Below are 14735 nucleotides of genomic sequence, written 5' to 3' on the forward strand. Positions count from 1 at the left end.
GCGAATTTGAGAGCGAGAAATCCCCTGACGACGAGCGCCATATGTTTGCTTAACAACATGAGGGGATTTAGATAGGCGGCGCACAGCGTGCGCCGCAAGAAATGAACGTGTATTACTTAACTGGTTTCAGATCCAGTACGTGTAGTAGACGCTCTGGGATACCAGCCCAAACGCTTGGACGGCCCTGTGGATTTTCTTCATTCCACCAGCCAGTAAAGCGAGTGGTGTTGTACTGATACATCCATGCACCAGACATAACAGGGATAGTCACTTGGTTTTCAGCAATGATCTTCTGAATACCGTGAGCGATCGCTAGCTGCTCGTTTTTGTCTGCTGTTTTGTAGAAGCTGTCCAGCAGGCCATCTAGCTTTTGATCCTTGAAGAAGTGCATCGCGAAGCGTGGCATACCGTCACCAGATTGCAGTGCTGAGTTGTAGCCACTGTTCCAGTAAGTGTATGGGTCAGCACCGTGGAAGTAGTTGGTGTACGCAACATCGTAAGTACCTTCCAGCATAGCTTGGTTATAAACCGCGAACTCTGGAGTACGTGCACGAGCTTTGATACCTACTTCTTGTAGCTGCTCAACTGCAAGTTGAACTGTATTGTTGAAGTCAGTCCAGCCGTTTGGTGATTGGATCAGCAGTTCAAATGTTTTTCCTGATGGAGTTTCTACGAAACCGTCACCGTTAACATCTTTGAAGCCAGCTTTAGCCAATAGTTTCTTAGAACCTTCAACGTCATACGTGTTGAAGCCTTTGTACTTTTTGTGTGTCGCTTCATCAGACCATGCTTCGAATGCGTAGCCTAGACCTGATGCGAAGTCGTTCACTGTACCGCTACCGTAGAATGCGATGTCAATGATGGTTTGACGATCTAGAGCCATAGAGAATGCACGACGGAATTCAACGTTATCCAATGCTTCTTTTTTCGCTGCATCTGGGTTCTTGAAGTTTACTACGAACGCTTGAGTACCAGCTGCTGGGTACCAGTAGTGGTGGTTAGGGTTCGCTGCTGCGTAAGTGCGGTCGATATCTGGAACGAATGAAGAAGTCCAGTCGAGTTCAGAGTTAACGATTTTGCCCAATAGTTGGTCGTTGTTTGCGATTTGTGGAACACGCAGACAGTCAACTTCTAGGTTTGCTGCATCCCAGTAGTTCGGGTTACGACACTGGATGTACAGTTGTGGGGTGAAAGTATCGATCACTGTAAAAGGACCAGTACCTACTGGGTTTTCGTTAGTGAAAGTTGTTGGATCTTTTACTTCTTTCCATACGTGCTCAGCAACGATTGGAATCAGAGAAATTTCATAAGGTACGTTAGAGTTTGCTTCAGATAAACGGAAACGAACTTTGTACTCGTCTACTTTCTCAACGCTAGTTACCCACTTGTTGATACCACGTTGGTCAAGTTCAGGTTTCGCTTTCAGCAGATCGAAAGAGTAAACCACGTCGTCAGCTGTAAATGCTTCACCATCAGACCACTTAACGCCTTTGCGGATATCGAAAGTTACGCTCATCAGGTCGTCAGCCATTTTGTAGCTTTCAGCCAGACGGAATACAGGCGTGTTACCTTTCATTTCATTGAATACAACCAGAGGTTCGTAGATAAAGTCAGTGGTTGTACGCAGGTTAGTTGCTAGGTACGGGTTAAAGTTACGTACCATTGTAGGGTAGAAGTCTGGCACGATTGTGAGCTCACTACGTGCAAACGCTGGAGCTGAAACACTTGTTGCTGCTGCGATTACTGCTGCGGCTAGTGCTGTCTTTTTAATATTGGCAAGCATAGCTGTTCCTTACTAGTTGCTTTCATTTCACTAATGGATGGAATGTCATCAATTGATAAACACTCTCCAAGGCCTACCTCATAGTTTTTCACCCGTCGGAGGGAGGGGATAAATGAGTGGCCTGTAGGCCTTTGGCAGGAGTAAGAAAACACCTTGCCAAGAAATTTATCAATTCCAATTCCCGTTAAAAACGTCAAAACGCTTAACCCTCACGTCATTAACGTCAAAATGGCTTTTAATGTGTGATTTTTGTACAAAAAAGGCGAAGTGATGTAACTCGCAAAAGTCCGCTATTCGATCGCTGTTTGTTAGTGTTTACTAACTTTAAAATCCTTTATTGGTAACGTTTTTATAGGGTTTTTATATTAACGAGATCTCGCTCACTAGCCTGATTTTACGTTAATTTAATCGATTAAATTAAATCTGGCGAATTGTTGTGACCCCCTTCGCAATCTGAAACAAATGCTCAACGGTTAGAGGCGATTTAGCATTTTATGACCGCTTTCTGCCTCTTTTTATGGGTTAACGCAGGTATAGAATTTGCGCTTTTTTAATTACGTAAATCAAGTTTGAGTGATGAGATAAGACTGAGATAAATCGAAGAGCAGAAAGAGATATAAATGGGTTTTTAAGCCAATAAAAAACCCACCTGATGGTGGGTTTAGCTATTCAGAGTAGATTCACTCACTGGTCAGTAGCTTTTGCAGTTTATCGCGTTGCATTTCGATATGAGTACGATCTGGTCCTGGCTCTTTACAGTGCTCAAGAATGTAATCAAGCGAGTTTAGAACCGTTCTCCAGCGCGGTGTTTTAGGCAGTGTCTCAATCCGTAAATACTTGTCTAAGGTGCGAGTTTGTAAGGTGCTACGGTCTAAATAAACGCGCCACAGGCCACTTTGTTCTGCAAACGTGAACTTGCTTTGCCCTGAAACATTTTCCCAATAATTGAGGGCGCTGGTCATGGCTTCCACCAATACAGCACGCATCAAATCTTGTTTGGATTGATATTCTCCTGATGCTTTATCAGCTATGCGAGTAAACTCGCCACCGAGTTCTTTGAGCTTCTGCAGTTTATCTTTGTCACCCTCGAAAGCGTAACTAGAGAGCGCCTCTACAGCGGTTTCAAGATTGAAAATGCGCGCTGCGTTAATGCTGCCACCCACATTGAAAATGTACATGGCCTGTAATCCAGAGCCTTCCGGTAAACGCAGTACATCTGCCGACAGATGCTGTCGTACATCATCCACGTAAACGTCGATGTTGCCACAGTAATGTTCTTGCTCAATATTCAGGTATTTAGGTGCAATCAACTCTTCAGCATTCGAGCGTTTGAGCTGTTCTGGTGTGCGTCTAAATAAACGGGCGGCTGCTTCGTTAGCAAAGCGTACTTTGTTGCCTTCTTTGACGCATAGAATCGCTTCTGGTGCCGATTCTAATTGCTCTAACAAGCGTCCTTGCGTTTCGAGTAAGCTGGCCTCTACCATGGCACGATGCTTCAGCTCTTTTTGGAGCTGAGCATTTTCAATGCGCCGTAGTTCAGCTTTGCTGGCAGTGAGGTGGGCAACGATACGCGCAGCCAATTCCTGCTTATTAAAAGGCTTGGACAAATAGTCATTCGCCCCAGCTTCAAATCCACGTACTCGGTCATCAGATTGGTTAAGAGCGGTCAACATGATGATAGGGAGTTCTGCATGATCGTAAGTCTGTCTTAGTTTTTCACAGACTTGATAGCCACTCATGCCCGGCATCATTATGTCCAGTAACAAGAGCTCCGGTTTCTCACGCTGAATGGCTTCAAGCACTTCATGGCCATCTTGAGCAGTATGAACGCGATAACCTTCGAGACGTAAAAAACTGTCCAAGACTCTGAGGTTTACTGGCTCATCATCGGCGACAAGCAGAAGTGGGCCATGCTCATTTTCAGGCAGTGTACTTTGCTCTGGCAGCTCGGTATCTAAAATTTCCGGTGCTTGGAAATGAGGTAACTCAGTCAAACGAGCTTGGTCAATTTCCTCTTGTGTGGCCAGCGGCAGAGTAAAGCTGAATGTCGTACCAACCATAGGCTGGCTACTCACATAAAGAGTGCCGTTCATTAGCTCAATTAACTGACGACTAATGGAGAGCCCGAGTCCCGCACCTTGACGATAGCGGCTGGCATCGCGCCCTGCTTGGATTAAAGGTTCAAAGATCTGTTCAAGCTGCTCAGCAGGAATACCTTGTCCTGTATCCACGACTTGTACCCTGACTTTATCGTCAATATAGGTTGCTGAGATAACAATCTTACCTTCGGAGGTGTACTTGATCGCGTTACCGATCAGGTTATACAGAACTTGTTCTAAGCGTTGTGGATCGGCCGATACCCAGACAGGTTGCTCTGAGACTTGATTAATGATGCGCAGCGTTTTCTTGCCAAGCAAATGATTTGAAAGCTCAAGCACTAAACGGGTTGCACTCGATAAATCGACGGCACCTTTTTGGATATCCAACGCACCATAGCGCATTTTGTGGTAGTCCAGCAGGTCATCAACCAAGGTGGCTAAGCGTTGTCCACTACTGATGATGATGTCGAGCTGATACTTATGAGCGGCGGTCAATGGGCCATTGGCACCAGAGACTAACGCTTCAGCAATCCCGATCATACCATGCAGGGGAGTGCGTAACTCGTGCGATGTTGTCGCGAGGAATTCATCTTTGAGTTTGTTCGCGAGCTGCAATTCATCGTTTTGTTTACGAATGATCAGGAGATTGTTTTCTAGCTCTTTGTTTTGCGATTTGATCAGCGATATTTTTTCGCGTATGGAGCGCTGCATACGTTCAAAACTGACCGCTAATCGGCCAATTTCATCTTTACGCTCGGTATTGATCATAGCTTCATCAAGATCGCCTGCCGAGACTCGTTCTGCTGCCCAAGTTAGTTTCAACAGTGGGGAAGTAATGAAGTTGGATAGGTAATGGGAAGCAATGACCACTAAGACAATCGCCGTAAGCATCGCGAAAACAAAGAGCTTTTCTAACTGACGTACGCGAGCAAAGGCCTCTTTTTCTGGTAATTCTACTACTAACGCCCAATGAATACTTTTCAGATTAATTGGGGCGTACGCAGCAATGATCTCTTCATCATCGGTATTGGTGTAAGTGCCGACAGAACGTTTTCCAGATAAGGCTAAATCGACCACTTCTTTGCTTTTTTCAACTGCAACTTCAGCGGAAGTTAAGGTTCTTGAACGATGATCTTGGCCAACCAAAATGGTTTGCATCGATGGATTGCTACTGCCATCCGCGATCAGCTTAGTGATCGCATTACTTGGCAGGCGGAACATAGCGTAACTGTGCAAATACCCTTGTTGAATGATGGGTGCACCGAGCCAAGCGTATTGTTTTCCATCTTCTTGCACAAAGTCAGAGATAACCACAGGTGTGAAATCTTCGTTAGTCTTGCGCTGTTCATTAACGGTTTGCTCGAGGCGTTTAAAGGTACTCCCCAGACTGGAATCTTTATATTTTCCCGTTAATAAGTTGGTTCCGAAGTTGTCATATTTATAGATGGAGTAAACAACGTTGCCTTCAATGTCTACCAGCAATATGTCGTCAAAGTCCGAACGTTTCAGCAGTTCTAAATAAGCCCAATGATAACGTTTGTGCAGGAGCCGATAGCGTTCACTGCCCACATAGCTACTTGATTGCGGCAGTACTGAGGTTTTTATTTGATCACCTGAGCCCGGTATATAGCGCTGTTGGGCATGCTCGCGTGCCGCTTCAATGCTGACATCTAAGCGCTGGAAGGCGTTTACTAAGCCATAAAAGCGACCACCACTGGCATAAGCGAGTTCGGAACGGACAAAACCCATCACTTCCGACTCTTTGGCCATCATATAATCGATCACTTGCTGCTGTTTGGTATCACGCACTGAGACAAGGTAAGAGGTGCTTTGCTCTTCCAAATCTTTACTGTGTGAATGGAGGAAAAACAGCGCTGTGATGGTTAATGGAATAATACTGAGTGCCAGAAATGCCGCCATTAGCGTATTTTGCAGGCGCTTGAATTTTTGTTTTCGATAGAACCTAAACATAATTAAGGCATTACTTTTGGTGAAACTCTGTGGCGATCGCCAAGCATGAGTGGGTGATTGACAAGAAAAACCTAAAGTAACGAAATTAACGAGTTTTTTTACTTTGACAAGTAAGTCCAAGCTAAAGCGTGGGCATAGACGCAAAAAACGCGAGGAGAATGCCGCTTTCAGCGATGATTTACGTTAAAAGCGGCAAAATGTAATGAGTTATTTTTTTGCGTGATAGATAGCGAATTTACTGGTTTTCGCTGCAATATCGCAGTGGCCAAACGCTTGCTCAATGATGGGCGGATATTTCAAAAAGCTATTCGCTACCACCCAGATGGAGCCAATTTGGGTGAGGTGATTAACGGATTCTTCCAATAAGCGTTCTGTGGCGCTGTAGCTGGTATCCAATCCTGAGTGGAATGGTGGATTGGTAACAATATAGTCGTACTTGTGCTTGGTGTCTGAAAACATATCCGATGGGTAAACCGTGCCACGCAACTGGTTAGCGAGTAAGGTTTCTTGGCTAGAACGGATCGCCAGTGCGCTGATGTCAGTCATCTCTAATTCAATATTAGGATTGAGTTTCGCCATGACACAGCCAAGTACACCTGCACCACAGCCGATATCGATGACTTTGCCACTGAGCGTAGGCAAAGTATCAAGTAGCAGCCGACTACCTAGGTCAAATTCACCGTGGCTAAAGACGCCGGGTAAACTACGAATGGTGAGATCATGGCCTTGATAGCTTACTGAATAGGACTTAAACCATTGCTCAATATCAAAAGCCGCAGGCGAGTTAACACATTGTCCCCAATAGAATGAGCAGCGGCGCGCTGAGTCATATTTGTGGATTGGCCCATAAGGTGCGAACATCTTTTCAATGCTTTTTACGCCAGAGCGATTTTCGCCAACGACAACAATTTCTGTCCCTGTACCGAGCTTTGCAAGCAGCATGGCGAGCAGGTATTCCGCTTCTTGTTTGGCTTTTGGCCAGTAGAGCAGGATCAAATCAGCGTTGATTTCATCAGCGAGTTGTTCGCCGAAGTAACAGTTAATCTCAGAATATTGTTTGAGCTGAGAATAGTAGCCGTAGTGAGTGGTAAACACGGAAACAGAGGCGCAATGTTGACGGAGTTCGACCGGAAAACGATCTTCTGCTTCGCCCGCAACCAAAACATGCTTATCAGCAAAATAGTCGAGTTGGCGAAGGGCGATTTCAGTCGGGGCGGTATAGTGTTGCATGGCGCGCTCTACTCAAGAAAAGGGGGCAGATTTTCGCACACTCTGCCCCTTGAATGAAGCCTTTTACTGATCTTCAGCTTTTATCTTGTTGGTCTAAAAATCCACGAAACTCTTCTTCGTAGATATTAAAGAGCACCATTGTGATAGCAAAAATCAGCGGGCCGTAAATTAAGCCAATCAAGCCAAACAACTGAATACCACCAAGTAGTGAGAAGAAAATCATCAGCGTGTTCATGCCTGCACTGCCTTGCATCAAAAATGGGCGCAGCAGGTTATCAATCGACCCCACCACCGCAATGCTCCAGATGGCGAGGAAGATGGCCCATGTGGTTTCGCCAGTTAAAAACAGATAGAGCGTTGCTGGAATCCAAATCAAAGCAGTACCAACAACTGGGATGAATGAAGCAAATCCCATCATGGTTCCCCAAAATAGCCCAGGGAATCCGGCTAACCACATACCAATCCCACCCGCTAAGCCTTGAGCTATCGCAGTTAAGAACGAACCCATGACCGCTGATTTAGAGACGTTTTCAATTTCACTGAGCAAACGGTCTTCTTGGCTGCGCGATAGGGGCAAAATATGGCGGATAGCACTGATGATCTTGTCGTGATCACGCAGTAAGAAGAACAGCACAAACAGCATCAGGAAAAAATTCATCACAAAACTGGTCGCATCGCCGAGAATTTTTGCGCTAATACTGACTAAATTACTGCCGAAAGTGGTAGCAAACTGGCCGATGCGCTGCGCGATCTGTTGTGGGCTAATTTCTTCAAATGGCAGATAGTGGTTAGCTAAACTGAGCCCTTTTACGATCCAAGGGTGGCTAAACAACTCTTGAATTCCACCGTGTGTCACCCAAGCATATAGGTTTTGAGAGAACTTCGAACCTTGCTGAACAATAGCGCCGAAGATAAATAGTAACGGGATTACTATGATGACGGTGAGCACTACACAGGATAAAAAGGCGGCGAAGTTATCGTGTGAAGGGAGTTTTTTTTCAAACCACTCGTGGATCGGGAACATCAATAAAGAAATGATGAAAGCCATCACAATCGAGTTGATATAAGGCTCGACTAACCAATAACAAGCGAGTGCAGAAGCCAGCAAGGCCACGACTAACACGCGATGACTGGAGGCTAATTTGATTTTTTCTGACACGGGAGTTGTCCACCTGAAGGAAATTGTAGAGTTATAATGACGCCAATTCAGTCGCTTAGCAATGCGGAGGTCGATATGGGTTGCTGTGATAAAAATGAATGCTGCGACAAGAAAGCTAAACGTAAGCCGATCCCATGGTTTTCGTTAGTGATTGTAGTTTTAGTGCTAGTGACTATTTATTACTGGCAATAAAAAAGGCAGCGTGTGCTGCCTCTATCATTAAGCGTTTGGTCAAAACTAAGCTTTTGCTTCGGCTGCCAAAATTGCAAAGCTACGGTCAGCGGCTTCCAGCGTGGCTTCAATCTCTTTTGAGCCGTGGGCTAGAGAAGTAAAGCTCGCTTCAAATGCGGATGGTGCTAAGTAAACACCGTGCTGTAGCATCAAATGGAAGAAACGCTTGAAACGTTCAACATCGCAACGTGCAACATCTTCATAGCAGGTAACGCGCTCTTGCTCAGTAAAGAAGAAGCCGAACATGCCACCCACTTGGTGTACAAGCAGTGGGATGCCGTGTTGATCAGCGAGTGATTTGAAACCATCAGCCAACTGTTTGGTTTTCGCTGCTAAGCGTTTTTCGTTGCCTTCTTGACGTAGCAAGTTCAAGCACGCATAACCTGCCGCCATAGCAATTGGGTTACCAGACAAAGTACCTGCTTGGTAAACAGGACCCGTAGGTGCGATGTATTGCATGATTTCACGACGGCCACCGAAAGCACCCACTGGCATACCGCCACCAATCACTTTACCTAGCGTAGTTAAGTCAGGCTTAATGTTGTAGTGTGCTTGAGCGCCGCCTAGAGCAACACGGAAACCTGTCATCACTTCATCAAAAATCAGCAGTGCGCCTTCTTGGTCACAGATTTCGCGCAGCCCTTCGTGGAAGCCTTCTACTGGTGGGATACAGTTCATGTTGCCCGCTACAGGTTCAACGATAATACACGCGATTTCGCCTTTATTAGCGGCAAATAGCTCGCGTACTGAGTCTAAATCGTTAAAACGTGCAGTTAAGGTATGTTTAGCAAAATCTGCTGGTACACCAGGTGAGCTTGGTTGGCCAAGCGTTAGAGCGCCAGAGCCAGCTTTAACTAGCAAGCTGTCAGCGTGACCATGGTAACAGCCTTCAAATTTGATGATTTTATCGCGGCCTGTGTAACCACGAGCTAGGCGGATTGCACTCATGGTCGCTTCAGTACCTGAGTTCACCATGCGCAGTTGTTCCATTGACGGAACTAGCTCAGAAACCAATTCGGCCATGGTGATTTCCATTTCAGTAGGTGCACCGAAACTTAGACCACGTTGTGCAGCTTGAATGACAGCCTCACGGATTACCGCATGGTTATGGCCAAGAATCATTGGTCCCCATGACCCTACATAATCAATGTACGCTTTACCATCGGCATCAAAAATCAGCGCACCATCGGCACGATCAATGAAAATCGGTGAACCACCAACCCCGTTAAATGCACGAACAGGGGAGTTCACACCACCAGGAATGGTGGTTTGCGCCTTTTGATACAACTCGGCTGATTTGGTCATGCTAGTTTCCTCTTATGATGAATCGGACCAATTTTGGGGCGCATTGTACGCCTATGCTCCATAGGGTGAAATGTTTTCGCTACATTTTGATCGATTTTCCCTGCCCGCAACCCAAAAATATCGAGAAAGAAAGCGAATTTATCCGGCAAAATCGTTCGTATTAAGGCTAATACTTGAACGGCCAACTCAGGTATTAGATAATCGCTGCCATTATCACTATTAGATGTGTAGCGCATCACTCTGATGAATGTCGCTGCATTTTCCACGAATGAGAGAGGTCATCGTGAGCGAAGTTAATGTTCCATTATCCTTTTCTGATGCAGCAGCAAAGCGCGTTAAAGCGTTGATCGCTGAAGAAGAAAATCCATCTTTAATGCTGCGTGTTTACATTACCGGTGGTGGTTGTAGCGGTTTTCAATACGGTTTTACCTTTGATGAAACAGTCAATGAAGGCGATACCAAAATTGAAAATAGTGGGGTAGTTCTGGTTGTTGACCCGATGAGTTTGCAATACTTGATTGGTGGTGTGGTCGACTATACAGAAGGTCTTGAAGGTTCAAGATTCTTTGTTAATAACCCAAATGCAACGACGACTTGTGGTTGCGGCGCATCATTTAGCGTCTAATCCTGATATACATCGGGAAGAATAAGGCCAGTCGAGGAACTCGATTGGCCAATACTACGTATTAGGATGTTGCGTAGTTATTACAATAAGGAATGTTTATGTTTCCGGTAAAAACATCTGCACGTCAAGTTCGCGATTATGTTTTCCATCAACCTTGGTTGATTTCTCTCTTCTTTATTATTGTGTTGGTGATATGGCTTGGTTTAGGCCGTCCCCATGCACAAGAAACTCAAACCGCAGCAGAAATACAGGTACCACTGGCTAAAGTGGGGTATCAGACTTTTACTGCATCTCAAACCGATAAAGTTATTGAGCTGTACGGGCGAACGGCACCGGATCGTCAAGCCAAAATTGGTGCAGAAATTGCGGGTCGAATTATCGATATCAAGATCGTTAAAGGCCAAGCAGTCAATAAAGATCAGATCATTGCTTTGATTGATAAAGGCGATCTGGATGCTCAATTAGAGCGAGCTAAAGCCCAACTGAAGGTTCGTCAGCAAGAATTTAATGCTGCCAGTGCGCTGAAAAATAAAGGCTTACAAGGCGAAGTGGCGTTTACCAATGCGGCCGCTGCACTGACCGATGCTCAATCGTCGCTGAGTACAGTTCAACGCTTATTAGCCAATACCCAAGTGCGCGCCCCGTTTGATGGGTTAGTCGAGACATTGCCTATTGAGAAGGGCGATTTTGTGGGTATTGGTGATCCTGTGGCTTCCATCATCGATTTGCATAAATTGGTGATCGAAGCGGATGTGAGTGAGCGACATATCCAACACGTCCAACTGGGGCAATCGGCACGAATTCGTTTTATTGATGGAAGCGATACACAAGGCAAAGTGCGTTATATCTCAAGGCTTTCTTCTCCAGCCACAAATACTTTTGCGATTGAAGTGGAAGTGGATAACCCGCAGCAAGCCATTCCTGCTGGCGTTAGTGCCGAGGTAGAACTTAGTTTAATGACTCAAGCGGCCATCAAAATTACTCCTGCGATGCTAGCTCTTGATGAAGTAGGCAATCTTGGTGTCAAAACCTTGCAGGGTGATCGAGTACGGTTTGTTCCCATTCAACTGGTTAAAGCAGAACAAGATGGGGTTTGGTTAACCGGGCTTGGCGAGCAAGTAGACATTATTACTCGTGGACAAGGTTTTGTACGCGATGGTGATACTGTACTACCGACCAAACTGACAAAAAACTAGGAGTCGCACCATGTTTACTGTGATTGATGCGGCGCTGTCTCGTACGCGCACCATGTTGACCTTATTGGTGTTTATTCTGGTGGCTGGGGTAGCTACCTATCTGACGATTCCGAAAGAATCGAGTCCCGATGTTACGATTCCAATCATTTATGTTTCTGTTAGCCATCAAGGTATTTCTCCCGGAGATGCTGAGCGGTTGATTGTTCGCCCTTTGGAGCAAGAAATGCGCTCTATCGAAGGGTGAAAGAGATGACGGCGACGGCTTCTGAAGGTCATGCCTCTGTCGTTTTGGAGTTCAATGTCGGTGTCGATTTGGCTAAAGCTATGGCGGATGTGCGTGATGCCGTCGATCTCGCAAAACCGAAATTGCCTACAGACAGTGATGAGCCCATTGTTAACGAAGTAACATTAGCGGCTGAGCAGCCTGTTTTATCTGTCGTGCTTTACGGTACGGTTCCGGAACGAACAACGGTTCAAATTGCACGCCAGCTACGTGACAAGTTGGAGAGTTATCGTCAGATCCTAGAAGTGGATATCGCGGGTGATCGCGACGAGATAGTCGAAATTGTGGTGGATCCATTATTGATGGAAAGCTACGGGCTTGATCAAAGTGACATCTATAACCTGATTGCTCTCAATAACCGAGTGGTTGCGGCAGGTTTTGTTGATACGGGATATGGCCGTTTTTCCGTTAAAGTGCCTTCGGTTTTTGATTCCTTGAAAGATGTGTTGGAGCTGCCAATTAAGGTTGATGGCAAGCAAGTGATCACGTTTGGTGATGTGGCAACTGTTCGTCAATCCTTCAGGGATCCAGAAAGTTACGCCCGCTTGGATGGCAAACCTGCGATTGTGCTCGATATTAAAAAGCGCTCAGGTGAGAACATTATTGAAACCGTAGAGCTGGTTAAGGCGGTTTTAACGGAAGCACAAGCTCGTGAAGGTTGGCCGAATAACCTGCTGGTAAAAACGATTTGGGATGAGTCAGAAGATGTCAAACTCATGCTCAACGATCTGCAAAACAACATACTTTCCGCAATTATCCTCGTGGTGATTGTGATTATCGCTATCTTAGGTGGACGCACTTCACTGCTGGTTGGAGTTTCCATTCCCGGCTCATTTTTGACTGGCTTATTGGTTTTGGCTGTATTTGGCCTGACAGTAAATATTGTTGTGCTGTTTGCTCTGATCATGGCCGTCGGCATGTTGGTGGATGGTGCCATCGTAGTGACTGAATTTGCTGATCGGCGAATGCAAGAAGGTGTGCATCGCAGTGAAGCTTATCGTGATGCCGCAAAACGCATGGCATGGCCGATCACCGCATCAACCGCTACTACGTTAGCCGCGTTTGCTCCGTTATTGTTTTGGCCAGATGTGACTGGCGAGTTTATGAAATACCTGCCACTGACTTTGATGGCGACCCTCACTGCTTCTCTAGTGATGGCATTGTTGTTTGTCCCGGTCTTAGGCAGTTTGTTTGGTCGCCCACAAAAAGTAACCCAAACCAATCAAACTCGAATGGTTGCCCTGCATAACGGGGATTTTTCGCAAGCGACAGGTATCACTAAGGCCTACTACCTCACCTTGGCGATTGCGATACGCCATCCCATCAAGATTTTATGTGCTGCATTATTGATGTCGGCAGCGATAGCTTTTACTTACGCGAAAGCAGGTTTAGGCGCTGAATTCTTCCCGGAAGTTGATCCTCCGTTTTTCTCCGTCAAAGTACGCTCGTATGGCGACTTGTCGCTAGATGAAAAAGATCGAATCATGCGGGATATTGAGCAAGTGATGCTTGGGCACAGTGAATTTGAAAGCGTTTATACCCGTACGGGTGGGGATGATGAGATCGGGGTGAGTGCAGATCACTCCGGTTGATTGGCAGTATCGTCGCACGGTAAAAACCATCATTGAAGAACTTAAACAGGTTACTGACACTTTTCCTGGTGTCGAAATCGAATATAAGTTCCTGATGCGGGACCTCCGGTTGAACACGATCTCGAGATTGAGCTTTCCGCTCGATTACCAGGAGCCTTGGATAAAGCCACGAAACAGGTCAGAGCGTGGGCTGAGGCCAATCCAGCATTGACCAATTTGAGTGATAAAGGCAGCAAGCCGGGTATTGATTGGAAAATCGATATTCGACGTGATGATGCTTCGCGCTTTGCGGCAGATGCCACTTTGGTCGGCAATACCGTTCAATTCGTAACGAATGGCCTCAAAATTGGCGATTATCTTCCCGATGATAGCGATGAAGAAGTGGATATTTTAGTGCGTTATCCAAGTGAGTATCGGGATATCGGACGTTTTGACCAGTTGCGAGTGAAAACAGCGCAAGGTTTAGTACCACTCACCAATTTTGCTCAAATCACTCCAGAGCCGAAGCAAGATACGATTCATCGTGTTGATGGGCGAAGAGTGATCAGTGTGATGGCTGATCTTAAAGAAGGTTACAATTTAGCACTGGAGTTGCCTGCCATTGAACAAGCGTTGCGAGAGTTAAATTTGCCTAGTGGTGTGGAGTTTCGAATTCGCGGTCAAAATGAAGAGCAAGAGCACTCAGCCGCGTTTCTAGAAAAAGCCTTTATGGTTGCGCTGGCAGCGATGGCGATCATATTGATCACTCAATTTAACAGCTTCTACCAAGCTTTCTTAATTCTCACTGCGGTAATTTTCTCGACTGTGGGAGTGTTTGCTGGACTACTGATATTCCAAAAGCCGTTTGGGATCATCATGTCAGGGATTGGGGTTATTGCGTTGGCAGGCATTGTGGTCAATAACAACATCGTGTTGATTGATACCTATAACCAATTACTAAAGCGTGGTTTGAGCCGTGAAGAAGCGATATTACGGACTGGGGTTCAACGTCTGCGTCCAGTACTACTGACAACCGTCACCACTATTTTGGGTTTGATGCCTATGGTGCTTGAGATGAATATCGACATCATCAACCAGAAAATAGAGTTTGGTGCTCCGAGTACACAATGGTGGTCACAGCTTGCTACTGCCGTTGCGGGAGGGCTGGCCTTCGCTACTGTGCTCACTCTTGTGTTGACGCCTTGTTTGTTGATGTTAGGGCGTCAGAAAGCGTTAAAGCGTGAAGAGGTAAAAGTTAGCGATTAGTTTTTTCGAGAAATCC

General features: G+C 45.9%; 7 protein-coding genes and 1 pseudogene. 3 read left to right on the plus strand and 5 right to left on the minus strand.

The genetic code is table 11. The annotated features are described in order from the left end of the window. Positions 1–112: 112 nt before the first annotated feature. The 5 genes from D908_RS02800 to hemL all read right to left on the minus strand — a co-directional run bounded on the left by D908_RS02800 (position 113) and on the right by hemL (position 9778). Entirely contained in the window at positions 113–1783 is a 1671-nt protein-coding gene (locus D908_RS02800) for an ABC transporter substrate-binding protein (protein WP_000880696.1), read from the minus strand. A 680-nt stretch (positions 1784–2463) separates the two neighbouring features. Continuing rightward, positions 2464–5997 carry a two-component system sensor histidine kinase ChiS gene (gene chiS, locus D908_RS02795; protein ID WP_172462040.1) on the minus strand — a complete coding sequence of 1178 codons (3534 nt, stop codon included), beginning with the start codon at positions 5995–5997 and terminating at the stop codon, positions 2464–2466. Between the two features lie 63 nt (positions 5998–6060). Further along, positions 6061–7083, minus strand: a complete 1023-nt coding sequence (gene rsmC / locus D908_RS02790; RefSeq protein ID WP_005526896.1) for a 16S rRNA (guanine(1207)-N(2))-methyltransferase RsmC — start codon at positions 7081–7083, stop codon at positions 6061–6063. A gap of 73 nt (positions 7084–7156) precedes the next feature. Next, positions 7157–8242 carry an AI-2E family transporter gene (locus D908_RS02785; protein ID WP_005526898.1) on the minus strand — a complete coding sequence of 362 codons (1086 nt, stop codon included), beginning with the start codon at positions 8240–8242 and terminating at the stop codon, positions 7157–7159. A gap of 237 nt (positions 8243–8479) precedes the next feature. Continuing rightward, a complete protein-coding gene (hemL, locus tag D908_RS02780) occupies positions 8480–9778 on the minus strand; it encodes a glutamate-1-semialdehyde 2,1-aminomutase (protein ID WP_000167253.1) in 1299 nt (432 codons plus the stop codon). Positions 9779–10061: 283 nt separating this feature from the next. On the opposite strand from hemL, the gene erpA reads away from it, so the two are divergent. From erpA to vexF, 3 genes and pseudogenes are all read left to right on the plus strand, one after another. Beyond that, positions 10062–10403, plus strand: a complete 342-nt coding sequence (gene erpA / locus D908_RS02775; RefSeq protein ID WP_000005742.1) for an iron-sulfur cluster insertion protein ErpA — start codon at positions 10062–10064, stop codon at positions 10401–10403. A 98-nt stretch (positions 10404–10501) separates the two neighbouring features. After that, positions 10502–11599: an efflux RND transporter periplasmic adaptor subunit gene (locus tag D908_RS02770; protein WP_005526903.1), complete on the plus strand. Its 1098-nt coding sequence runs from the start codon at positions 10502–10504 to the stop codon at positions 11597–11599. A gap of 10 nt (positions 11600–11609) precedes the next feature. Beyond that, a pseudogene (vexF, locus tag D908_RS0119920) lies at positions 11610–14719 on the plus strand (multidrug efflux RND transporter permease subunit VexF). The last annotated feature ends 16 nt before the right edge of the window (positions 14720–14735 follow it).

Origin of the sequence: Vibrio mimicus CAIM 602, assembly GCF_000338875.1 — a bacterium.
In the GTDB taxonomy this organism is placed as follows: Bacteria; Pseudomonadota; Gammaproteobacteria; order Enterobacterales; family Vibrionaceae; genus Vibrio; species Vibrio mimicus.

Bases quoted from the DNA above. Each gene is read 5' to 3' on its own strand.
- D908_RS02800 (WP_000880696.1), bottom strand. From the start codon at position 1,783: ATGCTTGCCAATATTAAAAAGACAGCACTAGCCGCAGCAGTAATCGCA.
- rsmC (WP_005526896.1), bottom strand. From the start codon at position 7,083: ATGCAACACTATACCGCCCCGACTGAAATCGCCCTTCGCCAACTCGAC.
- hemL (WP_000167253.1), bottom strand. From the start codon at position 9,778: ATGACCAAATCAGCCGAGTTGTATCAAAAGGCGCAAACCACCATTCCT.
- D908_RS02770 (WP_005526903.1), top strand. From the start codon at position 10,502: ATGTTTCCGGTAAAAACATCTGCACGTCAAGTTCGCGATTATGTTTTC.